The sequence below is a fragment of the Rhizobium sp. P32RR-XVIII genome (assembly GCF_012641395.1).
In the GTDB taxonomy this organism is placed as follows: domain Bacteria; phylum Pseudomonadota; class Alphaproteobacteria; order Rhizobiales; family Rhizobiaceae; genus Rhizobium.
The window spans coordinates 25,701-52,684 of the sequence record NZ_JABAIH010000004.1 but is presented as its reverse complement, the minus strand read 5'-3'; the positions used below and the strand labels follow the sequence as shown (position 1 = coordinate 52,684).

Below are 26,984 nucleotides of genomic sequence, written 5' to 3'. Positions count from 1 at the left end.
ACAGCAAACAGACAAAGAAGCCTATCATGAACGACGATGAAACCGTAGGAGTATGCAGCCATTCCGCTCCACACCGCATGGAGACGCGTCGCGCGCTAAGGGCCGCGCCAGCTCTTCCAGCGGCCGCTTATGGCGCACAGTTGCCATAGGGTCGGCGGTCGATGGAATTTGATACCCAACGCGCCGCGTCCGGCTCCGCCGATTTAGGGTAGGACCTAGGCTTCAGCCACCCGGACGGCGCTTTTACGGTTGGTCAGATAGACGCCAGTGACGACGACGATCGTTCCGCTGATCAACGGCAAGGTCAGCGGCTCGCCGAAGGCTATGAATGCCTCGATGGCGACCGTCGGCGGCATCAGGTAGATCAGCGACGCGGCGCGGGAGACCTGCCCCCTGCGGATCAGATAGAGAAGCAGCCCGACCCCGCCCATCGACAGGCCGAAGACCGACCAGGCCAGCGCCGCAAACGCTTGCGCCGTACCGTCGAAATGCAGCCGCTCGAACGCGAGTGCTAGAGGGACAGTCACGATAAGCGCGCCCACATACTGCAGCGTCGCGATCGCCTTGAGGTCGCCGCTGTGCAGGTGCTTTTTCTGGTAAATCGTCCCGTACGTGACCGAAGCCATGGCGAGGAGGTTGATCGCCAATGGCACCGCCGCATGAACAAGGCTCACGGATCCAGGGTCGAAAAGCTTCGGGGAAACGGCAATCGCTATGCCGAGAAAACCGAGGAGAAGCCCGAACTTCTGCGTCGGCTGCAGCCGTTCGCCGATCAGGAAGGGCGCGGCCATAGCCGTCATGAGCGGCTGGAGAGCGGCGATGATCCCGGAGATGCCTGCCGGAACGCCATTGGCGATCGCCCACCAGAGGCCGCCGAGATAGAAGCCGTGCAGAAAGAAGCCGGAATAGATCGCCCGCAGCACCGTCGCCCGGTCAGGCCATTTCGCTTTCAGCACCAGACAGAGAGCGAGAAAGGCAAGCGCCGACAGCGCATAGCGCATACCGAGGAAGGTGAAGGGCTCGGAATGAAGCGCCGCATACTTCGCCACGACCCAGCCGGTGGACCATAAAAGCACGAAGATAGCGGGCGCGGAACGATCGAGGGTCATGGAGGACTCTGGGCAAGTGGTGTTGCCGGGCCAATAGCGGTCCAACCTCTTCGCGTCAAAGGCAAAGCGTTGATAATTATTTCAAGTTTGGCTGATGGTTGGCGCCGAAAGGAAATGGCCGGGCGCATGCCCGGCCATCCAGTATGGTGGTCCTGAGCGAGCTCAGCCGATCTTGACGAGCTTGCCTTCCTTGACGGACCGCACCGCCGCGTCGGCGAGCACCAGGGCCGCAAGGCCATCCGAGCCGGAGGGTGAAATCTTTGCGCCCTTTTCGATCGCCGCGATGAAGCCTGCAATCTCGTTGGCGTAGGCTTCGGTGTAGCGGGTCATGAAGAAATCGTGCAGCGGCGGGCGGGTGTAGCCATCGCCGTTTGCGACTTCGATCGAGACCGGACGCTGGTTCTCGGCGGCAACCATGCCCTTCGAACCGTGCACTTCGATGCGCTGGTCGTAGCCATAGGTGGCGCGGCGGGAATTGGAGATCACCGCCTGCTTGCCGGACTTCGTCTGCAGGATGACCGAGACGCTGTCGTAGTCGCCCGCCTCACCGATCGCCTTGTCGACGAGGACGGCGGCAGTCGCCACAACCGATACCGGCTCCTCGCCGAGCAGGAAGCGGGCCATGTCGAAATCGTGGATCGTCATGTCGCGGAAGATGCCGCCCGAACGCTTGATGTAGTCGACGGGCGGAGCGCCCGGATCGCGCGAGGTGATCGTCACCATCTCGACTTCGCCGATGCGCCCGTCGTCGATCGTCTTACGCACGGCCATGAAATGCGGATCGAAGCGGCGGTTGAAGCCGACCATTAGCTTGGCATTGGTTTCCTCGACGACCTTGATGCAGGCCTTCACGCGGGCAACGTCGAGATCGATCGGCTTTTCGCAGAAGATCGCCTTGCCGGCGCGGGCAAAGCGCTCGATCAGATCCGCATGCGTATCGGTCGGCGTGCAGATGACGACGGCATCGATATCCTTGGCCGCTTCGATCGCCTCGATCGAGCGCACCTCACAGCCATAAGCGGACGCGATCGCTTCGGCTGCCTGCGGCATCGCATCAGCGACAGCAACGAGCGTCGCGTTCGGATCGCCGCTCACCGCCTTGGCGTGAACCTTGCCGATGCGGCCGGCGCCGAGAAGACCAAATCTGACTGTCATGAAACCCTCCCTGGAATTCGGAACAAATGAACCGAATTTGCGTATCTGTGGAATTTTCATTCCACCTTCCGTTCGAGCCGTCAAGCCCGCTGCCCTTTCACTTTTACAAAATCCGGCCTAAAGACAAGTGATCGAAACATGACCGGGGAACACATGCAGCTTATCGATCCGAGCCATCCGGCCTACCGCCATGTCTGGGTACGGGCTCTGATCGTGGCCGTATGCCTGGGCTGGTCAGCTCTGGAGTTCGTCGGCGGCGACCCCTTCTGGGGCGTGTTGTCGGGCGCTGCCGGTATCTACGCCTTTTATATGCTCTTCTGGACCTACAAGCTGCCGCCGCCTGCCGAGCCAAACGAAGCTCCAAAGCCGGACGAGACGGACCCTGAATAGTCAGCGGCCGAGACGCCGCACGGCTTCGTCGATCATGAGGTTTGCAAGCGTCATGCGCGTCGTCGCGTTCTGCCGGAATGCCGGCGCCACCCGATCGGGATGGTTCAACTTGGCGAAGGCGCGCCGCTTCTCGTTCAGCGTCTGAAGTGTATCGGCCGCCGTTATCGAGAGTTCAGCTGCGATTTCTGCAGGCGTGATGCGCGCAAGGTGCTCCGGCATCACGGGCTCCGGCTCCGGAACGGACTGCGGCTGCACTTCCTCTTCTGCCGCCGCAGCAGGCATTTCCGGCTCGAGATTGTCGAGATAGGCCTGCCCGGGACGCTGCGACGCGGCCGACACCCCCTCCATCACATCGAAAGCAAGCCCCGCGCTCAAACCTTGGACGCGATAGGCGGCGGGGGTCTCATCCTCGTCATTGCGCTCTTCTTCCGCCTTCAGCCGTTCCAGAACGGATTGGAAAATCGATTGCCCGAACAACATGCTGCCACCCTTCGAAGGCGAACATTAAACAATACCAGAATGGCGCCGGGCTTGCGTGAGGACTGCCGAGGGCCAAACATCGAGCCTTTCAAGGCTCTAGGTCTGGCACTGCTCCAGAATGAGATCGTGAAGAAGCCGCGCGCTCGGAGGCAGGGCGCGCTCGCGGGCGGTGATCAGGCTATAGGGCTTTATGTTGATTTCGAAGTCGGTCGGCAGCACATGCACATCGGAGGCCCTCGAGCCCTGGCCTGCGAGAAACTGCGCGACTTCCAGCGCTACGGGTGCGATCGCGTTCGTCTGGCTAATGATCGCGCAGGTCAGCAGCAGGGAAGATGTGTTGACGATGCTCTCGGGCAGCGGCACGCCCGCCGCCAGAAAGATATCCTCCAAGGTGCGCCGGAGCAGAGAGCCCGGTGGCTGGAAGACCCACTCGTAGCCACGAATGTCGGCAAGGCTGCACACCCTCTTCTCGGCGAGCGGATGCCCGTAGCGGACGATCAGGCAGGCTCTCTCTATGCCGATCTCCTGCACTTCGAAGAGCCGGGGATTGAGGTCGTCGGGAATGCGGCCGATGATGAAGTCGTACCGGGCCGCGAGCAGGTGCCGCGCCAGAACGTTGCTGGTCTCCACCTCTATATTGACCTCCATGCCCGGAAAGGCCTTGCGGACCTTGTCGATGGCGGGAACCACAAGGCTCATCGCCGGCGCGGTGACCGCGCCGATGAAGACGGATCCGCCCTTGCCGCTCTTCAATTCGCCGATTTCCCGGCTGGCCTCGCGCAGCTCGAGCATAATCTTTCGAGCGCGTCTCGCGAGCGCCTCTCCAAACGTCGTCAGCACCACCCCTCGGGCCACTCGCTCGTAGAGTGACGTCTTCACGATCGACTCCATTTCAGCGAGCATTCTGGAGGCGGCAGGCTGCGAGATGTTCAGGCTTTCCGCCGCCGCGGAAATCTGTCCGCTATCTTCGAGTGCGACGATCATCCGCAGGTGATTCAGCTTCAAACCCGCGCGCAGCAGGGCATCATCACCAAAATTTTGACTGTGGACATCGATACGATCCGCAGAAATCGGCCCGGAAATACCCGTCATGGCTGCACTCCCTCTTCTCATCCCCTTCAAAAGTAATACTTTTTAACGATATACCAAAGTTGGTATGCATTTTAACACTGATTCTATTTGACAGTTATAAGATTCCATACGAGTTTGCGGCCGTGTGCTGGTTGGCACTCAACACGTGTGAGATCGTGGAGGAAACCTACTTCTTTTCTCACCATCTGAAGTAACTATCCAATCTACGGAACCTGCCACAGTTTCGTGGCGGGCGGCTTGCCGTCCGCCGTTCTATTAACAAGGGAGAGAGAAATGAAATCCATTATCTCATTGATGGCTGCGGCAGCCTTCGGCGTCGCTTCATTCGTTATGCCTGCCATGGCGCAGGACAAGGGCCTCGTTGGTATCGCAATGCCGACGAAGTCTTCTGCTCGCTGGATCGACGACGGCAACAACATCGTCAAGCAGCTCCAGGCAGCCGGCTACCAGACCGACCTGCAGTATGGTGACGACGATATTCCGAACCAGCTTTCGCAGATCGAAAACATGGTCACGAAGGGCGCCAAGGTTCTCGTTGTTGCTTCGATCGACGGCACGACGCTTTCCGACGTTCTGCAGAAGGCCCACGATGCCGGTATCAAGGTCATCGCTTATGACCGCCTGATCCGCGACTCGGGCAACGTCGACTACTATGCAACGTTCGACAACTTCCAGGTCGGCGTTCTGCAGGCCGGTTCCATCGTTGACGCGCTCGGCCTCAAGGACGGCAAGGGCCCGTTCAACATCGAACTCTTCGGCGGTTCGCCGGACGACAACAACGCCTTCTTCTTCTATGACGGCGCAATGTCGGTCCTGCAGCCCTACATCGACAGCGGCAAGCTCGTCGTGAAGTCCGGCCAGACGGGCATGGACAAGGTTGGCACGCTGCGTTGGGACCCGGCAACGGCCCAGGCCCGCATGGACAACCTGCTCTCGGCCAACTACACGGACGCTCGTGTTGACGCCGTTCTGTCTCCTTACGACGGTCTCTCCATCGGCATCATTTCGTCGCTGAAGGGCGTTGGCTACGGTTCGGCTGACCAGCCGATGCCGGTCATCAGCGGCCAGGACGCAGAAGTTCCGTCCGTCAAGTCGATCATTGCCGGCGAACAGCACTCCACGATCTTCAAGGACACGCGCGACCTCGCAAAGGTCACCGTTTCCATGGTTGACGCTGTGATGTCTGGCAAGGAGCCGGAAGTGAACGACACGAAGACCTACGACAACGGCGTCAAGGTCGTTCCGTCCTACCTGCTGAAGCCGGTAGCGGTCGACAAGACCAACTACGAAAAGGTCCTCGTAGAAGGCGGCTACTACACCGCTGACCAGCTGAAGTAATATGAAGAACGGCCGGAACCCGCATTGCGGGTTCCGGTCTTGAATTCTACGATCGCCGGGCATTCCTTGACGTCACGGCGCTGGATTTTTGATCATGGAAAATACACTCCTCGAAATGCGGAACATCACCAAGACGTTCCCGGGCGTGAAGGCGCTTGAGAACGTGAACCTCAAGGTTCGGCAGGGTGAGATCCATGCAGTTGTGGGGGAAAACGGGGCCGGCAAATCGACCCTGATGAAAGTTCTCTCCGGTGTCTATCCCGCAGGCACCTATGATGGCGAGATCGTCTACGACGGCAATGTCCGCAACTTCAAAGCCCTGAAGGACTCCGAAGAAATCGGCATCGTCATCATTCACCAGGAACTGGCGCTCGTGCCGCTGTTGTCGATCGGGGAAAACATCTTCCTCGGCAACGAGAACGCAAAGAGCGGCGTCATCAGCTGGGAAACCACCTACAACCGCACCAAAGAGCTTCTGGCCAAGGTCGGCCTGCGCGAATCTCCGAATACGCTCGTGACCGACATCGGTGTCGGCAAGCAGCAGCTCGTCGAGATCGCCAAGGCGCTGTCGAAGAGCGTCAAGCTTCTGATCCTCGACGAACCGACGGCCTCGCTCAACGAGAAAGATTCCGACGCGTTGCTCAACCTGCTGATGGAATTCCGCAAGCAGGGCATGACGTCCATCATCATTTCCCACAAGCTGAACGAAATCCGCAAGGTCGCAGATCAGATCACCGTCTTGCGCGACGGCATGACGATCAAGACGCTCGACTGTCACGCGGACGAAATCAGCGAAGACATCATCATCCGCAACATGGTGGGCCGCGATCTGGAAGACCGCTATCCGCCGCGTTCGGTTCCGATCGGCGACACGATCTTCGAAGTGAAGAAGTGGAACGCCTTCCACCAGCAGCATCGCGACCGCCAGGTGCTGCACGATATCGACATCAACGTCCGCAAGGGCGAGGTCGTCGGCATTGCCGGTCTCATGGGCGCTGGGCGCACCGAATTCGCCATGAGCGTCTTCGGCAAGTCCTACGGTCACAAGATATCAGGCGAAGTCCATGTCGACGGCAAGCCGGTCGACACCAGCACCGTCCGCAAGGCGATCGATGCCGGTCTCGCTTACGTGACCGAGGATCGCAAGCATCTCGGCCTCGTGTTGGCCGACAACATCATGCACAACACCTCGCTTGCCAATCTCAACGGCATTTCGAGCGGCACCGTCATCGACGGCATCAAGGAAAGCAGGGTTGCGACGGATTATCGGTCGAAGCTGCGTATCCGTTCCTCGAGCATCTACCAGGAAGCGGTCAACCTCTCCGGCGGAAACCAGCAGAAGGTCGTGCTTTCCAAGTGGCTGTTCTCGGATCCTGACGTGCTGATCCTGGACGAGCCGACCCGCGGTATCGACGTGGGTGCAAAATATGAAATCTATAGCATCATCAACCAGCTTGCCGCCGATGGAAAGGGCGTTCTGATGATCTCGTCGGAAATGCCGGAGCTGCTTGGCACCTGCGATCGCATCTACGTGATGAACGAAGGTCGCATCGTCGCTGAACTGCCGAAGGCCGAAGCGAGCCAGGAAACCATCATGCGCGCTATCATGCGCTCAGGGGAGAAGAAACAATGACTCCTGTCAACCCGACCAGCCAAGAGGAAAGCAACGTCGTTTCGATCGCCGACTACATCCGCGGCAACATCCGCGAATACGGCATGCTGATTGCGCTCGTGGCGATCATGCTGTTCTTCCAGATCTATACCGGCGGCATTCTGTTTCGTCCGGTCAATCTGACGAACCTCGTTCTCCAGAACTCCTTCATCGTCATCATGGCGCTCGGCATGCTGCTCGTCATCGTGGCGGGGCACATCGACCTCTCCGTCGGCTCCATCGTCGCCTTCGTCGGTGCGATTGCGGCAATCCTGACAGTGTCATTGGGAATGAACTACTGGCTGGCCGGCCTGCTCTGTATCCTGGTTGGCGCAATCATCGGCGCGGCGCAGGGCTATTTCATCGCCTATCACCGCATCCCCTCTTTCATCGTGACCCTCGCGGGCATGCTGGTCTTCCGCGGCCTGACGCTGACCGTTCTCGGCGGTAAGAACATCGGCCCCTTCCCCAAGGAGTTCCAGATCATCAGCACCGGCTTCCTGCCGGGCGACATGATCGATATCGGCGGGATCCCGGTCCAGTCGACCTCGCTGATCCTCACGCTGATCATTCCGGCCGTTCTCTTCTACCTCGCCTGGCGCCGCCGCAAGGTCAATGAAAGCCACGGTATCGATGTCGAGCCGATGAGCTTCTTCATCGCCCAGAACGTCATCGTCACGCTGGCGATCCTGGCGCTTGGCTGGCAGCTTTCGACCTATCGCGGCCTGCCGAACGTTCTCGTCGTCATGCTGGTGCTGATCGCGGCCTATACGTTCGTCACCCGCCGCACGACCATCGGCCGCCGCATCTACGCCATGGGCGGCAATGAAAAGGCGACCAAGCTGTCGGGTATCAACACCGAGCGACTGAGTTTCTACACCTTCGTCAATATGGGTGCGCTTGCGGGGCTTGCCGGCATCATCGTCGCACTTCGCCTGAACTCGGCGACGCCGAAGGCCGGCGTCGGCTTCGAGCTCGACGTGATCGCGGCGTGCTTCATCGGCGGTGCCTCGGCATCCGGCGGCGTCGGCAAGATTACCGGTGCGGTCATCGGCGCATTCATCATGGGCGTGATGAACAACGGCATGTCCATCATCGGTCTCGGCATCGATTTCCAGCAGATGGTGAAAGGCTTCGTGCTTTTGGCCGCCGTCTTCTTCGACGTTTATAACAAGAACAAGGGCTGAGCGCTCCGGCGCCGGTTCAGGCATTCGCAGTCATTGAAGATCAATTCCGGCTCCCTCGGGAGCCGGAAAGGCGGAGCGTATTCCGCGATTAGCAAAAGAGGATCAGGGCCGTGCTTATTTCGCAGATCAAGGGTTCGAACGGAGAGATCATCGTATCCGTGCGCGAGCCGGGCGGTGCAGCGAAAGCCGTTAAGAACGCCGGCAGCGTCTACGCGCTGGCGACGGAAGCCGCAAAGAAGGGAAGGTCGCTCGTCTCCGTCATCGAGGAGCATGGCTATGGCGATGCCGTCGATCTGGAGAAGGCCTATGCCGAAGGCAGGTTCCTTCCGCCGATCACGCATCCGGATGCCGCTCACCTGCATCTGACGGGCACCGGCCTCACGCATCTTGGCTCGGCGGCGACCCGCGACTCCATGCACAAGAAGACCACCGAGGCCGCCGAAGAAACGCTCACGGACTCGATGAAGATGTTCAAGATGGGCCTCGAGAACGGCAAGCCGAAGGCCGGCGAAAAAGGTGTTCAGCCGGAATGGTTCTACAAGGGCAACGGCCATGCCGCTGCCGCGCCGGGCGCTCCCCTCGTCTCCCCTTCCTTCGCGCTTGATGGCGGCGAGGAGCCGGAAATGGCGGGCATCTACATCATTGGCGAGGACGGCACGCCGTTCCGCATCGGCTTTGCGCTCTCCAACGAGTTTTCCGACCACGTCACAGAGCGGATCAACTATCTCTTTCTCGCGCATTCCAAGCTGCGTCCTGCAAGCTTCGGTCCGGAGATCCGCATCGGCGTGGCGCCGGACGACATCCGCGGCACATCGCGCATCAAGCGCGGCGACAAGGCGATCTTCGAGAAGCCGTTCCTCTCCGGCGAGGCGAACATGTCGCACACCTTTGCGAACCTCGAATATCATCATTTCAAGTATGGCCTCTTCCGCGTGCCTGGCGACGTTCATGTCCACATGTTCGGCACGGCGACGCTTTCCTTCGCCGATGGCATCAAGACGGAAGACGGCGATGTCTTCGAAATCGAAGTTGCCGAATTCGGCCTCCCGCTGCGCAATCCGCTGAAGGTTGCCTCCGAAGAAAATATCGCTGTGAAACAGCTTTGAGGTTTCGTTGGGCTGGCCGCCTCCCACGGCCAGACCACATTTGTAAAGGTAAAGGAGGCTCGTTCAGCCCATGACCATTTATCAAAACCTGATCGCCGGCGAATGGACTGGCGCCGACGCAGTCGAAAACATCAATCCGTCCGATACGAAGGAGGTCGTTGGCCTCTATGCCAGCGGCTCCGCGGCCGATACGAAGAACGCCATTGCCGCAGCCAAGGCTGCCTTCCCTGCATGGTCCCGTTCCGGCATCTGGGAACGCCACGTCATCCTGAAGAAGGCCGGCGACGAGATCATGGCCCGCAAGGACGAGCTCGGTGCGCTGCTTGCCCGAGAAGAGGGCAAGACGCTGCCGGAAGCGATCGGCGAGACGATCCGTGCCGCGCAGATATTCGAGTTCTTCGCAGGCGAAGCGCTGCGCCTCGCAGGCGAAGTCATCCCGTCCGTGCGTCCGAATATCGGCGTCGAGATCACCCGTGACCCGCTCGGCGTCATCGGCATCATCACGCCCTGGAACTTCCCGATCGCGATCCCGGCCTGGAAGATTGCGCCGGCGCTCTGCTACGGCAACACCATCGTCTTCAAGCCTGCCGAGCTCGTTCCGGGCTGTTCCTGGGCGATCGTCGACATCCTGCATCGGGCCGGCCTGCCGAAGGGCGTGCTCAACCTCGTCATGGGCAAGGGCTCGGTCGTCGGCCAGGCGATGCTCGACAGCCCCGACCTTACCGGCATCACCTTCACCGGCTCCACCGGTACGGGCCGCCGCGTCGCTGTTTCGTCGATCGAACATAACCGCAAGTTCCAGCTCGAAATGGGCGGCAAGAACCCGATGGTCGTGCTCGATGACGCCGACTTGACCGTCGCCGTCGAAGCGGCCGCCAATTCCGGCTTCTTCTCCACCGGCCAGCGTTGCACGGCATCCTCGCGTCTGATCGTCACGGAAGGCATCCACGACAAGTTCGTGGCGGCGCTGACGGAAAAGCTGCAGACGCTCGTGGTCGACAACGCCCTGAAGCCCGGCACCCATATCGGCCCGGTCGTCGATGAAAAACAGCTGAAGACCGATACCGATTACATCGAGATCGGCAAAAAGGAAGGCGCCAAGCTCGCCTTCGGCGGCGAACTCGTCACCCGCGAAACGCCCGGCTTCTACCTGCAGCCGACGCTCTTTACCGAAGCCACCAACCAGATGCGTATCAGCAGGGAAGAGATCTTCGGACCGGTCGTCTCGCTCATTCGCGTCAAGGATTACGAAGAAGCGCTGGCCACCGCCAACGACACGCCCTTCGGCTTGTCGGCCGGCATTGCCACCACCAGCCTCAAGCATGCGACGCATTTCAAGCGCAACTCCGAGGCCGGCATGGTGATGGTGAACCTGCCCACCGCAGGGGTCGACTTCCATGTTCCCTTCGGCGGCCGCAAGGGCTCGTCCTACGGCCCGCGCGAGCAGGGCAAGTACGCCGCCGAATTCTACACAACCGTCAAGACAGCCTACACGCTGGCGTAACCACATGATCGGGTTCCGGACCGTACGAGGCGGTACGGGAACCCTCTGAAGGAAGAAAGTCCATGAAGAAGAAAGCGGAGTGGCCGCGCAAGCTGAGGTCACAGGAATGGTACGGCGGCACGAGCCGCGACGTGATCTATCACCGTGGCTGGCTGAAGAACCAGGGGTATCCGCACGATCTGTTCGACGGGCGGCCTGTCATCGGCATCCTCAATACCTGGTCGGATATGACGCCGTGCAACGGCCATCTCCGCGAGCTCGCCGAAAAGGTGAAGGCTGGCGTCTGGGAAGCCGGCGGTTTCCCGCTCGAAGTACCGGTCTTCTCGGCTTCCGAAAACACCTTCCGCCCGACGGCAATGATGTACCGCAATCTGGCTGCGCTCGCGGTCGAGGAAGCGATCCGCGGCCAGCCGATGGATGGCTGCGTGCTGCTGGTCGGCTGCGACAAGACCACGCCGTCTCTGATCATGGGCGCCGCGTCTTGCGACCTCCCCTCGATCGTCGTCACCGGCGGACCGATGCTGAACGGCTATTTCCGCGGTGAACGCGTCGGCTCGGGCACGCATCTCTGGAAATTCTCCGAAATGGTGAAGGCCGGCGAGATGACGCAGGCCGAGTTCCTTGAGGCGGAAGCCTCGATGAGCCGTTCGTCGGGCACCTGCAACACCATGGGCACCGCCTCCACCATGGCCTCCATGGCAGAAGCGCTCGGCATGGCTCTGTCGGGCAACGCCGCGATCCCGGGCGTCGATTCCCGCCGCAAGGTGATGGCGCAGCTCACCGGCCGCCGCATCGTGCAGATGGTCAAGGACGACCTGAAGCCCTCCGACATCATGACGAAGGAAGCCTTCGAGAACGCTATCCGCACCAATGCGGCGATCGGCGGTTCGACCAACGCCGTCATCCACCTGCTCGCCATGGCCGGCCGCGTCGGCATCGACCTGACGCTCGACGACTGGGATCGTTGCGGCCGCGACGTCCCGACGATCGTCAACCTGATGCCGTCGGGCAAGTACCTGATGGAGGAGTTCTTCTATGCCGGCGGTCTTCCGGTGGTGCTGAAGCGCCTCGGCGAAGCCGGCCTCCTGCACAAGGACGCGCTGACCGTATCGGGCGAGAGCATCTGGGATGAGGTCAAGGACGTCGTCAACTGGAACGAAGACGTCATCCTGCCCGCCGAAAAGGCGCTGACCCAGTCCGGCGGCATCGTCGTCGTACGCGGCAACCTCGCCCCGAAGGGCGCGGTTCTGAAGCCGTCGGCCGCCTCCCCGCATCTGATGGTCCACCGCGGACGCGCGGTCGTCTTCGAAGACATCGACGACTACAAGGCCAAGATCAACGACGACAGTCTCGACATCGACGAGACCTGCGTCATGGTCATGAAGAACTGCGGTCCGAAGGGTTATCCAGGCATGGCCGAGGTCGGCAACATGGGCCTGCCGCCGAAGGTGCTCAAGAAGGGCATCACCGACATGGTCCGCATCTCCGATGCCCGCATGTCCGGTACGGCCTACGGCACCGTCGTCCTGCACACCTCGCCGGAAGCTGCTGTCGGCGGCCCGCTCGCAGTCGTCAAGAACGGCGACTTCATCGAGCTCGACGTCCCGAACCGCCGCCTGCATCTCGACATCTCGGAAGAGGAACTGGCGCGGCGTCTCGCCGAATGGAAGCCGCAGCACGATCTGCCGACGTCAGGCTATGCCTGGCTGCACCAGCAGCATGTCGAAGGAGCCGATACCGGCGCCGACCTCGACTTCCTCAAGGGATGCCGCGGCAACGCGGTTGGCAGAGACAGCCACTGAGCCAAACCGGGAATTGGCATCAAGGCGGAGCGGAAGCTTCGCCTTTTTCTTTGCATACCTGGCACACCCGGAACGAACTCCCCTCCCCGCCGTTATTGGCGCAGGAGAGGCGCCATGCCTGGTGTGCGGAAATTGATTGTGCTCAGCGCCTTTAACAAGGATGGCAACGGTATCTTGCGGCCTGCCTTCGAACCTCGTCAGATGAAGAAGGAGGACACCGCTGTTTACGTCGCACAGACGCTTGTGAATGATTATGATGGCGTCGTCGTATGGTGCAGCGAAGGAAATCCGGCCATCGGCGAGCAAGGCCCATCGGTGATCCTGTTCCAGTCAGGCTCGGTGCCGGAATTCGAGTGATCGCCGGCTTTTTCCTTCATCGGATGTTCTCAGGACGGGCGATGCAGCATGACCGTTTTTTCCGTCAGGCATATTACCCAGTATTCTTATAAACGGCCCGTCGCCTTCGGCCAGCACCGGATCCTTTTCCGCCCGCGGGACAGCTTCGATCAGCGTCTCCTGGATGCGACCCTGACAGTGGATCCGCAACCGGCCCAGATCCGCTGGATCCACGACGTTTTCGGCAATTGTATTGCGCTTGTGAACATTGACCGGGTGTCTGATCACCTTCGGTTCGAAAGCAATATCCGCCTTGATCACACCCCGCAGGTACCGCTCGATCTCGAAATCGATCGCAAGGCGCTGACCTATCCGTTCTCCTATGACGAGGAAGAGTTGCCGGATCTCTCCTGCACGATCACCCGCCATTACGATGATCCGGATGGCGCGGTTGCAAAATGGGCGCAACAATTCGTCGGAACGCGCTCCTCCGGGCAGACCGGCCGTGTCCTTATGACGCTCTGCTACGGAATTCACGAGAGTTTCGCTTATGCGCGCCGATCCGCTCCGGGCACCCAGACGCCGTTCCAAACGCTGGTGCGACGGCAGGGCACCTGCCGTGACTTCGCCCTGCTGATGATGGAGGCGGCGCGTTCGCTCGGCTTCGCCGCACGCTTCGTCACCGGCTACATTTACGTGTCTGATCGCGACGGGTCGAGGACGCTCGGCGGCGGCGCCACACATGCCTGGTGCCAAGTCTATCTTCCCGGTGCCGGCTGGGTGGAGTTCGACCCTACCAATGGCATCGTCGGCAATCACGATCTGATCCGCGTCGGCGTTGCCCGCGATCCCCGCCAGGCGATCCCGTTGTCAGGGAGCTACGACGGAGAGGCGGATGACTTCGAGGCTCTGGTTGTGCAGGTCAATGTTACCAGCGGACCGTGAAATCCGCCGGCGCGCCCATCTATATGGAACTCATAGATTTTTGCGGCGTTCGATGAGGGCTGCAGTCTGGTGGACTCCCAGCTTTCCATAGGAGGTTCCGTGAAGATTCGCGCTGGTTTTACCTTAGGCTATGAATGCATTCAGCCGACGCCGATGCTTCTGGTCCTCAATATCCATCCCTCGCGACGCGCCGATCTCCTGACCGATGAGTTGCTGTCGTTCAGCCAGCCGGTCCGTGCGCGGACCTATACCGATAGCTTCGGCAACCGCTGCACCCGCATCCTCGCCCCGCGGGGAGTAATCAAGATTTCAACCGAGTTCGAAATCCGTGACAGTGGGGAGCCGGACGTGGTGCCGCTCGATGCCCGACAGCATGAAATCAACGATCTGCCCGACGATGTTCTCGTATTCCTTCTGGGGAGCCGCTATTGCGACACGGACCGGTTGGGTGATTTCGCTTGGGCGACCTTCTCGAACACCGAACCCGGCTGGCCGCGCGTCCAGGCGATTACCGATTTCGTCCACGGCCATATCGCATTCGACTACCAGAAAGCCGACGCCCTCAGAACCGCGTACGGCGGCTACTGTGACAAGACGGGCGTCTGCCGCGACTTCTCGCATCTTGCGATAACGCTCTGCCGCTGCATGAACATACCGGCGCGCTATTGCACGGGCTATCTTGGCGACATCGGCGTGCTACCCGATCCGGCACCGATGGATTTCAATGCCTGGTTTGAAGTCTTTCTGGGCGGGCGGTGGTACCTGGCCGATGCCCGGCACAACATTCCGCGCATCGGCCGCATATTGATGGCAAGGGGCCGCGACGCGACCGACGTGGCGATCTCGACCGCTTTCGGCCAGGCTGCATTGGTGCAGTTCGAAGTCCTGACGGAAGAAGTCATTCAGGATCGCGGTGTCAGGCCCGCTGCGCTTGTCAGCTCTGGCTCTGCATCTGGCCCTGAGCCTCGACCCTGACCGTGACCGTCAGCTTCTCGCCCGGCGTACCGATCCGCATTCCGGAGACCGGGGCTGCGTCACGGTAGCAAAGGCCTGAAGCGATCCGCACGTAGCGCTCATCTGGGCAGATCTTGTTGGCGGCATCGAAGCCGACCCAACCGAGACCCGGAATATGCGCCTCGCCCCAGGCGTGCGTGGCGGCCTGTTCGGCCTCCCCTTCCATCATCAGGTAACCGGACACATAGCGGGCGGGCACCTGCATTGCGCGAGCGGCCGCGATAAAGACGTGGGCATGGTCCTGACAGACGCCACTCTTCTTCTCCATCGCCTCTTCGGCGGTCGTTTCCGTGTCGCTGGTGCCCGGCATGTAGTCGACCGCCTCGTGGATGGCTGCCATCAGCGCATGCATGCGGGCAAGTTCGCTATCGCCGTTGACGGTCCTGATGAGGTCCTTGATGAGCTTGCCGGGCCGGGTGCGCCCCGTGTCCCGCAAGAACAGCCACAGCGGGCAATAACCGGTATGCGGACCAGTCACTCCGTTGCGATTTTCGGTTTCAACTTCGCCCTCGGCGACGATACGCGTCACCCGTTGTTCGCCCTCCAGCGAGACAAGGTTCACATGGTTGCCGAACTGGTCGTCGTATTCCACCTCGGGTTTCGCGCCTTCGACATGCAACGACCAGTTCAGAACCTTCTGCCCGAAAGCACTGGGCGGCGTCAGCCGCAAGCGCTGCAGCGAAAAGTGCGCCGGCTCGTCGTAGCGGTATTCGGTGACATGGCTAATCTTCAGTCTCATCTCATGCCCCGCTAAACGTAGAACCGGTAACCCTCGGAAATTTCAATACCAAGCTGGTTGTTGCGATTGACGAAATCCTCGAGGAACTCATGCAGTCCTTGATCGATGACATCCTTGATCTGCCTTGCTTGCAACGAGGTTCGGATGGCGTCCGCCGTATCATGAGCAGGCAAGCGTTCACCGCCGTAGCTGCGCGAAATGTAACCGAGATTGCTGACGATCTTTTCGTAGCAATAGGCCAGCGAACGCGGCATCTGGCCATTGAGGATCAGGAAGTCGGCGATGTTGACCGGTTTGTATTCCGCATCGTAGGCCCAGCTGTAGGAGCGGTGCGCCGAAACCGAGCGCAGGATCGATTCCCACTGGACGTTGTCGATGGACGAGCCGACCTGCGAAACAGAGGGCAGCAGCACGTAATACTTCACGTCCAGAATGCGGCTCGTATTGTCCGCCCGCTCGATGAACGTGCCGATGCGGGCGAAGTTGTAAAGCTCGTTCCTCAGCATCGAGCCGTGGAACGCCCCGCGGGTGAGCCCCGCCCGCCGCTTGATGACATCGATGACCTCGGGCATCTCGGCCGCCTTCAGGCGCTTGGAGAGCAGCCCCTTGAGCTCGATCCAGAATTCGTTGGTCGCCTCCCAGGTTTCGCGCGTCAGCGCCGTGCGGACCATGCGCGCATTGTTGCGACCGTAGTCGATGCAGGACATGACGCTCGACGGGTTCGAGCGGTCGCGCAGCAGGTAGTCGATCGCATCGGCCCGGGTAATCTTGGAGTGAACCTCCTCGTAGGCCTCTCGAACGCCGGCACTCTGCAGCACGCCGTCCCAGTCATCATCGCCGTCACCGCTTCTGGTCAGCGACATGCGCAGCCCGGCATCGATAAGGCGCGCGATATTCTCGGCGCGCTCAATATAACGGAACATCCAGTAGAGTCCGTTTGCAGTTCTTCCGAGCATCAGTCCTCCAATACCCAGGTGTCTTTGGTGCCGCCGCCCTGGCTCGAATTGACGACCAGCGAGCCTTGCTTCAGTGCGACGCGGGTCAGACCGCCGGGAATGATCTGTACCTTATCGGAGACCAGCACATAGGGACGCAGGTCCACGTGGCGCGGTGCAATCCCCTTGTTGACGAGGATGGGCACGGTCGAAAGCGAAAGCGTCGGCTGCGCGATATAGTTGTTCGGCCGCGCCCTCAGCTTTTCCGCAAAGTCGGCGCGCTCCTTCCTGGAAGCCGTCGGGCCGACAAGCATGCCGTAGCCGCCCGAGCCGTGGACCTCCTTGACGACGAGTTCGTCCAGATGCTCGAGCACATATTTCAGGCTGCCGGCTTCCGAGCACCGCCAGGTCGGCACGTTCTCGAGAAGCGCCTTCCGGCCGGTATAGAACTCCACGATCTCCGGCATGTAGGAGTAGATCGCCTTGTCGTCGCAGATGCCGGTGCCGGGCGCATTGGCGATGGTGATGTTGCCGGAGCGGTAGACATCCATGATGCCCGGAATGCCGAGGGCGGAATCGGCGCGGAACGTCAGCGGATCTAGGAAGTCATCATCGACGCGGCGGTAGAGCACGTCGATCGCCTCGTAGCCGCGGGTCGTGCGCATCTTCACCTTGCCGTCGAGGACGCGCAGATCCGCCCCTTCGACCAGCTCCACGCCCATCATGTCGGCGAGGAACGAATGCTCGTAGTACGCGGAATTATAGATACCGGGCGTCAGCACCGCGATGCGCGGCTTGCCCTTGCAGCCGGGAGGGGCGAGCGAGGCAAGCGACTGGCGCAGCAGATACGGATAGTCCTCGACGCGCTGCACCTTGTTCTCGTGAAAAAGCTCCGGGAACATGTGCATCATGGTCTCCCGGTTCTCCAGCATGTAGCTGACGCCGGAAGGCGTGCGGGCATTGTCCTCCAGCACGTAGAACTGATCTTCGCCGGTGCGCACGATGTCGGTGCCGACGATATGCGTATAGACGCCGCCGGGCGGGCGGAAGCCGATCATCTCGGACAGGAACGCCTCATTCTTCTCGATCAGTTCGCGCGGAATGCGGCCCGCCCGGATGATCTCCTGCTTGTGGTAGATGTCGTCGAGGAAGGCATTGAGCGCGATCACCCGCTGCTCGATGCCTTGGGCGAGCTTGCGCCACTCGCGGCCGGAGATGATGCGGGGAATGATGTCGAAGGGGATGAGTTTTTCGGAGGAATCCGCGTGTCCGTATACCGCAAAGGTGATGCCGGTCTTCCTGAAGATGTTCTCCGCGTCGCGGGATTTGGCAATCAGATGCGCCCTGTCTTGGGCATTGTACCACTCGAAGTATTTCTCATATGGCTGACGGGGACTTTCATTCCCGGTGATCATTTCATCGAACGCCAAAGGTGTGGCTCCCCTTTTTTTGTTCATTTGAATACAATGCAAAGGGCAATGCAAGAACCATGCAAAATGGAACGGCAAGGCGTATTCAAATGCCAAAACCCGTGAAAAATCGGGAGCCGGCAACGGCACGAGGCAAAGGCGCAAGAACTCGCTTGGGGTGTGGCGGCCAAAGACTGGGCATGTGATTATTTTCCGCTCGGGATCCTGCCCAAATAACGGCTGCGGCTCCCCAGGCACTGTGCGCTCCCCAGGGCTCGTTTCGCCAGCGCCGACGCAGACCCGAACGGATCGGCCGAGAATATCAAGCCCACTGATCGCAAGAACGGGGGACTTTTCCATTTTGGAGATTGAAGCGCAGGAGAAGCTAGGCTAAGAACCACGCATCGGACAGGCGATTCAAACCGCCTCAGGCATGCACCCGTAGCTCAGCTGGATAGAGTGTTGGATTCCGATTCCAAAGGTCACAGGTTCGAATCCTGTCGGGTGCGCCACCATTCACGATCTCGCGCGTCGCATAATTTTAGACTGACCACCCAAAATCTTGGACTGGCAGACCGTCAATTTTAGACTGACGCTGAATTCGTCTCAGCTCTGCACTAGGGTTCGAATCCTGGCCCGGCCTCATGGTCGTCATCGTCGACCCCCACCGGATCAAGTTCAAGACGCATGGTGTGGTTTCTGAAAAACTCAGAAGACCACGACGACGATACGTACGGGGGATCGCCGTCCAGCAGACGGTAGTTCTGCAACGCGTTGGTCACCTTCTTGCGCATGTCGGCGAGGTGATCGAAATCTCTGAAGTCGTAGAAGTCAGTCTGGATGAACCAGGGTTGCAGCGCCATGGCTGAGATCGCATATCCTGCCCGGAGATCGTGAACTCGCCACGCAGCCGCGAGATTGTATCTCCCGAAATGCGGATTGAGTTCTTCCAATTCCCGAAGAGCCTCCTGCACACGACCCTCGATCTCTCCAAGATTGACGACGCCCCATTCCGTCTTGTTTCGGGCGAGGTATATCCACTTCGCATCGTCGAAGGGTGGGATCGGATCGCGAGCCCGTGTGGAAGCGAGGAAGTTCTCGAGCCTAGTCGGAGCAACTCGCATAGCGTTCAAGCGCTCGACCACCTGCCCCACGTCCCGCCGGTCGCACGCAGATGCGATCTGTTCGAAAGCCCTTCTGAGGCCTCGTGCGATGTGCGGGGTCGGATGGGACATCGTTCCGGAAGTGTAGAACCACTCCGGCTTCTGCTGCTTACGGATCATGTAGAACACGTCCGCAAGCACGAGAGCGGCATCACGCAGAAGTGAGAAGCGTTCGAGGCTCGGGCCGTCCTCGAACGCGCGCATAAGTTCCCTCGTCGCTTCGCGTCTTGCCGTCGTCACTTCGGCGCCGGGAGGAGCGAAGCCATGTCGAAAAGATCCGAGAAGCCTGCTATCCTGTCCCATTTGCTCCACCCGCTCCTTTTCCGGAGACGATGGAGCGGTGAACGGCAAGGCACAAAGGCCGTAGGTTCCGCGCGGTCTTTCAAGATGACGCCTGGCTTCTCATGATTTTTCGCAGGCCGATGAACAATCCATCCTGGCCGTCGTTCGAGGAGCGTCGTGGGCAAGCCTGTCCGGGGTGAAGGGCGACCGCATCATCTACATGCGCCAGATCGCACTGTGTGACGATGCCACGGGGAATTTCACGCTGGAGTACCCGGCCGCGCAGCAGAAGCGGTACGGACCGATTGTTGACAGGTTGGTAAAGACGCTAAGGGCCCCGAAGCACTGCGCTTGATTGCAGTTGCCTCGCCATCGCCTACGGGAAGAGCTCCAGCACCTTAGCGAATGGGTTCTTCCGCTCTGAAGCCGCTCTCGCCTTTTCACGGATCACAATCCCTGGATCCAAGCGCCTGTTGAGCGCGATGTAGATGTCCTGACCGTCCATCAAAATGACACGCCTCGAGGTAAATGCAGCCGAGGACGGGGCGGAATAGCCGGCGTGGCTAACGTGTAGGCCACGGGTCCAAATGGTTCGCTCTTCAATCTTTCCTTGGAAAGAATGCAACATTGCTGCGTCAGTCTGCGCGCGATGCCATTTCGCCTCGACGAGGTATGTCGTGCCGTCGTGCTGGAAAGATCCATCGATCTGTTCACCGATAGTCCTGAAGGACGCACGGGCATCCAACCCCCAGGTGTCAAACCATCGCTTCAGAAAACGCTCGAATGCGTACCCTCGTTCCTGAGGTCGGTCAGTCATCGCCTCGAGCGCGAGAAATTCGGACTCCAACGCAGCGAGGATGCCCTCCGCAGGGCGTAGCGGCTGCGTGACCTTGGGTTCCTCGACCACAGCGGCGCCAAGCAGCGGACGCCCCCCAAGCCGCTCGATGATCGCGCTGAGCTTCTTCCGATTGTCGTCGGTGGCATTGTCGGGGCGGTCAGCCTGCAGATATTCCCATAATCCCGCCAGAGCCTTTGCAATGGCCCGCGGCTGAGCCTTCTGCGTGAAGGCGACGAGACGCTTGCCTTTCGAATTTCCGCGGAAGCCGTAGACATCATCATAGATTTCCACGCCGACCTCATCTCGGAAGAATTCGGAGAAGGTCTGGTTCGTAAAGTTGAGAACGTATCCTCCTTGGACGAAAAGATCATCGACGAGCTTGGCTTCTATGGGGCGGAGGGTCATGTGACATCAGTCTCGGGTTATGAAACGGGCACGATCCAGGAGTTCGTCGAAGGTGACGATGTCCAGGTTTCGAGTATCCCGCCGGAAGAGTTCGAACGTGTCGCGCCGAACCTCAGCATCTCTAAGGCTGCCGACAGCCGCGATCTCGGTCGAGGTGCCGATGACGAGGATCGCCTTCGGATCGCGGGTTCTTGTCTTAAGCCTTCGTTCCCCAGACTTATCATGGTTCTGTCCCGTCTGGGCTTGCAAAAGCCATTCTGCCTTCTGCTCCAGAACCTGAGAGACGGCGTCCATGAACTCGTTGCTAAAGCGCCAAGTGCCGGATCGTCCTGCCCGGCGCTGCGCGAAAATCGGAGTCTCCGGCCGCTTGATCTCAACGAGGACAGAATAGTCGGTGAAGTTCATCAAGTAGTCGATGGTCGGCCGGTCCCGATCATCAGTCCCCCCGGCACCGACAACCATCTCCCGATCAAACGGGCGCATGATCCGGTAATCGAGACCGTAGCCAAAGACCCAGCTTTGCCGCTCGAAGAAGTCTTGCCAGCTCGTTTCCGACCACGATCCCTCGGCGAGTTCACGCTCAAACTCCTCAAGGCCCTGGCGCCGCCCTAGTAGCAGGTTGATCTCGTTCTGGCTAAGGTCAGGCTGCACGTCCCGCAAGAGCCGCTCTCGCTCCTGCGGGTCGAGCCGTCGAATCCTTGTCAGGAGCGCGTGGTCGGAAGCATCGGTGATGATCTTCGGGCCGGTGCCAACAGACACGTCCCGAACGTCGAAGGTTCCCTCGTTCGAGCGATCAATGAACTTGATGCTCTCCAGGAATGCAAGCAAGCGTTCGAATTCATCCGAGCGGAATGTGAACGAGTCCTTCTCGTAGCCCTGGTACCAGTCGCCTGCACGGTTCTGGAAGGTTTCTAACGTGACCCGACGAATGCCACCGTCGTCCTGGCTGACGAGGGCCGTAACCTGCGTCTTCCGCTTCTCGCCGGTTATCCGGAGACACATGGATCCTTCTATCTCGCCGAGAAGCACTTTCTCGGTTCCTTCCATGACAGTTCGGATCAGCCGTCGGCGCTCGGGATTGATCGAGCCGTGCTCGAAAACCTTGCTGAGGTAAGCTTTTCCTTCCTTCCGAAGCTCGAAGAACTTCGCGTCGTCATCGCTCATTCCCGGACATCCAGCAGATCGTGTCGGACAGGAATAGATCACGTCAGTGCTTGCATCACAACTAAAGAGCGGGCTCGATACTTGCTCTCCACAATTAGCATCTGGCTCTTCTCTCAAAGATGCACCAAACCAATGGTCGATCCGGGAGCGGTGTGCTGGCCGATGGTATACGCCATTGAAGGATTGCACTTCCATCGCGGCGAAGGTTGAATGCATTGGGGCCAAGGATTCAAGAGTGGAGCGGATGACGAATAAGGGTGAGCAAAAGACAGCCGGCAAAAATAGTTCGGGACCTGCTGTCAACTCGATCACGGAAGACGGGCAGCCAGTATTCCTTCTCGAGGACTTGTATCCCGATGCGAAGTCGCTATTCGCGCCATCGCATGTGCCTTCAGCCGATCATGCCGACACGCTCGTTTCCTTCGACACGAATGCGCTGCTTCTTCCCTACAACATTGGCAGCCAGGATCTCACTGCGTTGGCGAAGGTTCTCAAGGAACTTGCCGAGTCCAACCGTTTGTTCGTTGCCGATCGTGTCGCCCGTGAGTTCATCAAGAACCGAGACAGGAAGCTCGCGGACATGCTCAAGGCTCTGCGCGACAAGACTTCCCGTGTGCAACTCCCCGAGCAGAAGCTCTCGCCCCTTCTCGACGGTGTCGAGGGTTACGAGGACGTCACCGCAGCCTCTGAAAAGCTTTCCTCGGCATGGAAGGAATATCGAAAGGCTCAGGATAAGATTCTGACCAAGATGCGCGACTGGAGGGGCACCGATCCAGTCTCGCTCGTTTATAACGAAGTCCTTGCCGACGGGCGAATCGTGGATTTAAGCGAAAGCCGGGAGGCGCTCCTCAAGGAGTGGGAGACCCGGCGGTCGAATAAGACACCGCCAGGTTACAAGGATTCCGGAAAGGATGACACCGGGGTTGGCGATTTCCTGATCTGGAAGGTTCTGTTGAAGCTCGGCGCTAATCACAAGAAGGACCTTATCTTCGTTACCGGTGAGGAAAAGGCCGATTGGTTCGTTCGCTCGGACGCAGAGCGGGTATATCCGCGACCGGAACTCGTCGACGAGTACCGGAGGGCATCGGGTGGGAAAAGCATCAGGCTATCGACCCTCGGAGAGCTGCTCGAGGAAATGAAGGTTGCCGCAGAAGTGGTCTCAGAGGTCAAGGCGGTTGAGCGTGCAGCCAACAACGCCGTCCAAAGCGCACCAGTCATTAAGACCGTAGGGATCGTCACGGCGGTAAGACGTCAGCGTGTCAAATCGGCTGAGTTCGACTACTCAACACACGACGGGTGCATATCCGTTGATCAAAACGGTCTGTCGGTTGATCTAAGGTTCAGCAAAGCTAGTCAGGAGGCTATCTATTTCCTCAGAAGCGGGTCAACCTCGCGTATCGCGCGCCTAAAAGACGTCGCACCGGGTCAGTCTGTTCAAATCGAAGATTTTGACACGACGTCGAGCTCTTACAGGATCGGTTTCGGAGAAGCCTTCATGGCCCTGAACACCCGCGGAGAACTGCTCGTGGGGCGCATCACCAGGATCTTGGACGATACGCGAGGCGACGATCACGATGAGGTTGCCTTCATCTACGATATCTTCCGCGAAGGGGAATTCGCTACAGCACCGTAGTGTCGTCAGCGTGGTCAATGGTCAGCAAAGACCGGACAAGGTGAACCTATTCTGTCAGCATCATCCCTGCCCTCTTGGTACGCCGTCCGCAGCTCGCTCCACACAGGATTCGGAAACGCCCACTTCTGCGCATACGGCCGCCACCCGAAGAAGACCCGCGCTTCATCCGTCAGCTCATCCCGTATGGATTCGATTCCTTCGATAACGGCCGTAACCTCCCGAAGGAACGGCAGATTTCTCGACATCCGGTTCAGGTCGTCCTGAGCCATCGACAGGTCTTCGTCCGCGTCGATGAAGTCCTGGTCGAGGAACTGGAAGACCTCCGCTGCCTGGCGACCGCGCCGGTAGGCGACATGTCGGAGATCGTCCAGGATGCGGTCGGCGGCCGCGCGGTCGAAGCGGCCGCGCGCCCTCGCCCGGAACAGGGCCGTCCTCAGTCGCTCGAAGTGGGCGGCGTCGCTCAGGCCCTTCCAGCCGGTGACATTCTGAGGGCCGGTAGTCATTATGGCTTCGATTCTCATGCTGTCTCTCCTTTATCCATGCAGCCGTTGTCTGATCTTCCGGCGCGTCTTCGGCGTCGGCATGTCCTTGGGGTCGTCCGGCTTCAGGCCGTCGACGATCTGCTGTCCCGTCAGATGCCCTGCCCCGATCAGCTCGAGCCAGAGGCCCTCGATCGAAGTCCGATAGGATTCGACGATCGTCTTCGCGCGTGCGAGCTGCTCCTGCAGGACGGGTTCGATCCTCTTGAGCAGCGGGTCGTCCACCCGGCGGGCGCTGTCGATCAGCCGCTCGTCGACGCCCGCCGGCCACGAGGCGAGCATGCCGTTCATACCGAGGTGGCGGTCGAGGATGATCGCGATGCGCGTCGCCCCGTCGAGGTCGGACGCGACCCCGTCGCCGTGATGACCGACAAAGACCTGCTCCGCTGCCATGCCGCCCATGTGGATCGCGATGTTGTCGAGATAGAACTGCTTGCCGTTGTTCGCAAGGTCTCCTCCTTCGAGCACGGCGCCGCCAAGGATCTGACGCTCCAGCGAGGCCGACGCCCTGCTCTCGATGGAGACGCCCCAGACCTTGCGGGCGCCCGTGGCGACCGCGACGACGGCATGGCCGAGTTCATGGATCGCGAGTGCCCAGCGGAACTTCTCCGAGAGCGGCACGCGGCCTGGAAGGCTTCCCATGACGTCCGCGACGGTGACCGCCCTGCGGTCTCGCCGGGCGACGCGGCGGGCCAGCCGCACGATCCGGGCGATGTCCGCGCCGGTCAGGCCGAAGCTGTCTTCGGCGAACTGGGAGAAGTCCTCGTCCGGAAGGTCGCCGCGCAAGTGGTGGCGAAGGATTCCGACACGTGCCTCGGCATCCGGCAGTGGCAGTCGGACATGATTGTCTAGGCGACCCGGACGGAGGATCGCCGGATCGATGACGGCAGGATTGTTGCAGGCGCCGACGACCACGACGCCTTCCCGGTCGACCGTGCCGTCGAGGCATTCCAAGAAGGAGTTGATCACCTGCCGGACGTAGCTGCTGTTGTGGCCGTGGTCGCTCTCGCGGTCGGTGAATCCATCGATCTCGTCGATGAACAGGATCGCGGGCGCTGCCTTTCGGGCGTCCTCGAACGCCTTGAACATGGCCCTCTGCATGTCTCCCAGATGGCCCTTCGCCTGCCATCGGGCAGCGGAGCCGACGACGAGCTTCGCGCCGCACGTGTTCGCGAGCGCCTCCGCAAAGATGGTCTTCCCGACGCCCGGCGGCCCGGACAGCAGGAGGCCTCGGTCGACGTCGCTCCACGGGATAAGACCGTCCTTCCAGTCCTTGAGATCCTGCTTCACCTGCAGTCCCCACTGGCGAGCCTCGCCGTAGCCGCTCATGGATTCGAGGCGAAGCTCCTCCTCCTCTTCGAATGACCGTCCAGGCGGCGGCTTGCGTACGTCACGCGGAGCCTCGGGACGCATGACGAGCTGGGCCAGCATACGGCCGACGCTCCGCCCTGGCCGGACGACCGCACGCTGCATCTCCTCGTCGACAAGCAGGAAGATTTCCGCCTGCTGGTCGGTTAGTCGGCCGCCGTAGAGTGAACGAAAGACGCCCTTCACCTGCCCGATGGTCGGCGGCTTCAGATGAACGACAACATCGGCGGCGAGCCTGGCGGCAACCGTGATCGAAGCCTCGTCCGGAAATAGGAGGACGACCTTCTTCTCGTCGAGCGCGCTCGCAATCTCCTTCGCCGAGTTCAGCGGCCGCTTCGGGTCGAAGTCGACGATAGCGGCGGTCTTCCTGTAGCGGTTGCCGCTGCTGAGCATGGCGTCGGCCGCTCGGAAGTATGGGCCGTTGTCGGCGCCGGGCGGGACGACGACGACGGCGACGAACGCGTCCGCCCTGAGCAGCGGCCGGATGGCGCTCCTGATCGATGCGTAGGCGAGCTGTTCGGGAAGGCCGAAGCGCCTCCGCGGGGTAATGTGGTTCTTCATGGACCTGTCCTGGATTACGAGTTGAGACAACATGGGCAGTCTCAGTCCCGTATCCGGCGGACAGCCGTCTCTGGCCCGATCAGGGCGTCGTCCAGATCGACCTCCAGGAATCCTTGCAGGATCAGCGCGGCGAGGCAGGCCATCGGCCGCCCCTCCCGGAAGGCAGACAGCGCTTCGGCCACGGTCAGCGATCCCATCTCGTCGAGCGCGGCGAGGATTCGCACGCGGTCGCCAAGCGGACATCTGTAGAAGCCGTATCGAAGGAGGTCTTTGGCGTTCGCAAGCCGGTTGCCGTCGACGAAGTCGTGCATGGAGACCGGACGGTAGGCGTGACCCAGCCGGCCGAGGGCAATCTCGATCCAGTCGGGCGGCCTCGGCGAGACTTCGGCGACGTCGACCATGAAGGTTCGGCCGTCCTTCCCGGTGACGACGAAGTCGACGCGATAGGTTTCTCCACCATAGGAAAGCTCGACGCCATCGCACGTCCATCGGGCGACGTCCGGATCGACATCGAGAAGGCATGCGAAGTCGCGGGCGTCCTGGCTCCGGAAGAACGGAGAGCCGACGCATTTGACGGTGGCAAGCGGATAGTAGAAGCGAGGAGGCTCGTTTCGCTGGACGACATCGCCCGGCGGCCTCTCGTAGGGAATGCTCTTCATGGCACCCTCGTGAACACGATACAGATAGGCGGACGCCGGACGAGCAGGTCCGGCAGTCGGTCAGCGTATTCGTGCCGAGGCGTAGCGGGCGATGTGGAACATGATGGTGGAACAGATAGAGAACAAGGCGGCGGGCGTCAAGCCGGCATGAACGCAAAAAACCCAGCCCGAGGTCGCGGC

24 protein-coding genes and 1 tRNA gene are annotated in these 26,984 nt (G+C 60.5%); 12 read left to right on the top strand and 13 right to left on the bottom strand.

What is annotated here, in order from left to right; all coding sequences use genetic code 11:
* Positions 1-215 precede the first annotated feature (215 nt).
* Positions 216-1,109 carry a DMT family transporter gene (locus HGP14_RS13410; RefSeq protein ID WP_168830365.1) on the bottom strand — a complete coding sequence of 298 codons (894 nt, stop codon included), beginning with the start codon at positions 1,107-1,109 and terminating at the stop codon, positions 216-218.
* 162 nt (positions 1,110-1,271) lie between these two features.
* Positions 1,272-2,264 carry an inositol 2-dehydrogenase gene (iolG, locus tag HGP14_RS13405; RefSeq protein ID WP_168830364.1) on the bottom strand — a complete coding sequence of 331 codons (993 nt, stop codon included), beginning with the start codon at positions 2,262-2,264 and terminating at the stop codon, positions 1,272-1,274.
* A 153-nt stretch (positions 2,265-2,417) separates the two neighbouring features.
* Here iolG and HGP14_RS13400 point away from each other — a divergent pair, with 153 nt between their 5' ends.
* The gene (locus tag HGP14_RS13400; RefSeq protein ID WP_168830829.1) at positions 2,418-2,654 is read left to right on the top strand and encodes a hypothetical protein; all 237 of its coding nucleotides are present in this window, start codon (positions 2,418-2,420) and stop codon (positions 2,652-2,654) included.
* On the opposite strand, the gene HGP14_RS13395 is transcribed toward HGP14_RS13400, so the two are convergent.
* Complete coding sequence (locus HGP14_RS13395) at positions 2,655-3,134, bottom strand: hypothetical protein (RefSeq protein ID WP_168830363.1); 480 nt, start codon at positions 3,132-3,134, stop codon at positions 2,655-2,657. It abuts the gene before it with no gap.
* Between the two features lie 96 nt (positions 3,135-3,230).
* Entirely contained in the window at positions 3,231-4,226 is a 996-nt protein-coding gene (locus HGP14_RS13390) for a LysR family transcriptional regulator (protein WP_168830362.1), read from the bottom strand.
* Between the two features lie 273 nt (positions 4,227-4,499).
* Here HGP14_RS13390 and chvE point away from each other — a divergent pair, with 273 nt between their 5' ends.
* From chvE to HGP14_RS13345, 9 genes are all read left to right on the top strand, one after another.
* Positions 4,500-5,564 (top strand): multiple monosaccharide ABC transporter substrate-binding protein, encoded by a 1,065-nt coding sequence (gene chvE, locus HGP14_RS13385; protein ID WP_168830361.1) that lies wholly within the window; start codon positions 4,500-4,502, stop codon positions 5,562-5,564.
* A 94-nt stretch (positions 5,565-5,658) separates the two neighbouring features.
* Entirely contained in the window at positions 5,659-7,197 is a 1,539-nt protein-coding gene (gene mmsA, locus HGP14_RS13380; protein WP_168830360.1) for a multiple monosaccharide ABC transporter ATP-binding protein, read from the top strand.
* A complete protein-coding gene (mmsB, locus tag HGP14_RS13375; RefSeq protein WP_168830359.1) occupies positions 7,194-8,402 on the top strand; it encodes a multiple monosaccharide ABC transporter permease in 1,209 nt (402 codons plus the stop codon). The genes mmsA and mmsB overlap by 4 nt, the downstream gene beginning before the upstream one ends.
* Before the next feature lie 110 nt (positions 8,403-8,512).
* Positions 8,513-9,508: an AraD1 family protein gene (gene araD1, locus HGP14_RS13370; RefSeq protein WP_168830358.1), complete on the top strand. Its 996-nt coding sequence runs from the start codon at positions 8,513-8,515 to the stop codon at positions 9,506-9,508.
* 70 nt (positions 9,509-9,578) lie between these two features.
* A complete protein-coding gene (locus HGP14_RS13365; protein ID WP_168830357.1) occupies positions 9,579-11,012 on the top strand; it encodes an aldehyde dehydrogenase family protein in 1,434 nt (477 codons plus the stop codon).
* 62 nt (positions 11,013-11,074) lie between these two features.
* Positions 11,075-12,814 carry an L-arabinonate dehydratase gene (araD, locus tag HGP14_RS13360; RefSeq protein ID WP_168830356.1) on the top strand — a complete coding sequence of 580 codons (1,740 nt, stop codon included), beginning with the start codon at positions 11,075-11,077 and terminating at the stop codon, positions 12,812-12,814.
* Between the two features lie 114 nt (positions 12,815-12,928).
* Complete coding sequence (locus tag HGP14_RS13355; protein WP_168830355.1) at positions 12,929-13,171, top strand: hypothetical protein; 243 nt, start codon at positions 12,929-12,931, stop codon at positions 13,169-13,171.
* 48 nt (positions 13,172-13,219) lie between these two features.
* On the top strand, positions 13,220-14,095 hold the full coding sequence (locus tag HGP14_RS13350) for a transglutaminase N-terminal domain-containing protein (protein WP_168830354.1): 876 nt from the start codon (positions 13,220-13,222) through the stop codon (positions 14,093-14,095).
* A 99-nt stretch (positions 14,096-14,194) separates the two neighbouring features.
* Positions 14,195-15,070 carry a transglutaminase family protein gene (locus HGP14_RS13345; RefSeq protein ID WP_168830353.1) on the top strand — a complete coding sequence of 292 codons (876 nt, stop codon included), beginning with the start codon at positions 14,195-14,197 and terminating at the stop codon, positions 15,068-15,070.
* Here the strand turns inward: HGP14_RS13345 and HGP14_RS13340 are convergent.
* The 3 genes from HGP14_RS13340 to HGP14_RS13330 are packed head-to-tail and all read right to left on the bottom strand — an operon-like array spanning position 15,030 to position 18,213.
* Entirely contained in the window at positions 15,030-15,848 is an 819-nt protein-coding gene (locus tag HGP14_RS13340; protein ID WP_168830352.1) for a transglutaminase family protein, read from the bottom strand. The two genes, HGP14_RS13345 and HGP14_RS13340, sit on opposite strands and share 41 nt — an antisense overlap.
* Before the next feature lie 11 nt (positions 15,849-15,859).
* A complete protein-coding gene (locus tag HGP14_RS13335) occupies positions 15,860-16,804 on the bottom strand; it encodes an alpha-E domain-containing protein (protein ID WP_168830351.1) in 945 nt (314 codons plus the stop codon).
* A complete protein-coding gene (locus tag HGP14_RS13330) occupies positions 16,804-18,213 on the bottom strand; it encodes a circularly permuted type 2 ATP-grasp protein (RefSeq protein ID WP_168830350.1) in 1,410 nt (469 codons plus the stop codon). Before HGP14_RS13330 ends, HGP14_RS13335 begins: the two co-directional genes overlap by 1 nt.
* 414 nt (positions 18,214-18,627) lie before the next feature.
* Here HGP14_RS13330 and HGP14_RS13325 point away from each other — a divergent pair.
* Positions 18,628-18,704: transfer RNA gene (locus tag HGP14_RS13325), tRNA-Arg, on the top strand.
* A 105-nt stretch (positions 18,705-18,809) separates the two neighbouring features.
* On the opposite strand, the gene HGP14_RS13320 is transcribed toward HGP14_RS13325, so the two are convergent.
* The 3 genes from HGP14_RS13320 to HGP14_RS13310 form a co-directional block, all read right to left on the bottom strand.
* Positions 18,810-19,559 (bottom strand): hypothetical protein, encoded by a 750-nt coding sequence (locus HGP14_RS13320; protein ID WP_168830349.1) that lies wholly within the window; start codon positions 19,557-19,559, stop codon positions 18,810-18,812.
* A gap of 454 nt (positions 19,560-20,013) precedes the next feature.
* Positions 20,014-20,880 (bottom strand): restriction endonuclease, encoded by an 867-nt coding sequence (locus HGP14_RS13315; RefSeq protein ID WP_168830348.1) that lies wholly within the window; start codon positions 20,878-20,880, stop codon positions 20,014-20,016.
* Positions 20,881-20,886: 6 nt separating this feature from the next.
* Positions 20,887-22,044 carry a Shedu immune nuclease family protein gene (locus tag HGP14_RS13310; protein ID WP_168830347.1) on the bottom strand — a complete coding sequence of 386 codons (1,158 nt, stop codon included), beginning with the start codon at positions 22,042-22,044 and terminating at the stop codon, positions 20,887-20,889.
* A gap of 46 nt (positions 22,045-22,090) precedes the next feature.
* Between HGP14_RS13310 and HGP14_RS13305 the strand changes: the two genes are divergently transcribed.
* Positions 22,091-23,677 (top strand): PIN domain-containing protein, encoded by a 1,587-nt coding sequence (locus HGP14_RS13305; RefSeq protein ID WP_168830346.1) that lies wholly within the window; start codon positions 22,091-22,093, stop codon positions 23,675-23,677.
* 14 nt (positions 23,678-23,691) lie between these two features.
* Here the strand turns inward: HGP14_RS13305 and HGP14_RS13300 are convergent, their stop codons facing one another.
* The 3 genes from HGP14_RS13300 to HGP14_RS13290 are packed head-to-tail and all read right to left on the bottom strand — an operon-like array spanning position 23,692 to position 26,804.
* Positions 23,692-24,198 (bottom strand): hypothetical protein, encoded by a 507-nt coding sequence (locus HGP14_RS13300; RefSeq protein WP_168830345.1) that lies wholly within the window; start codon positions 24,196-24,198, stop codon positions 23,692-23,694.
* Positions 24,199-24,210: 12 nt separating this feature from the next.
* Entirely contained in the window at positions 24,211-26,145 is a 1,935-nt protein-coding gene (locus tag HGP14_RS13295) for an AAA family ATPase (protein ID WP_168830344.1), read from the bottom strand.
* 41 nt (positions 26,146-26,186) lie between these two features.
* Positions 26,187-26,804 carry a hypothetical protein gene (locus HGP14_RS13290; protein ID WP_168830343.1) on the bottom strand — a complete coding sequence of 206 codons (618 nt, stop codon included), beginning with the start codon at positions 26,802-26,804 and terminating at the stop codon, positions 26,187-26,189.
* Positions 26,805-26,984: the final 180 nt, after the last annotated feature.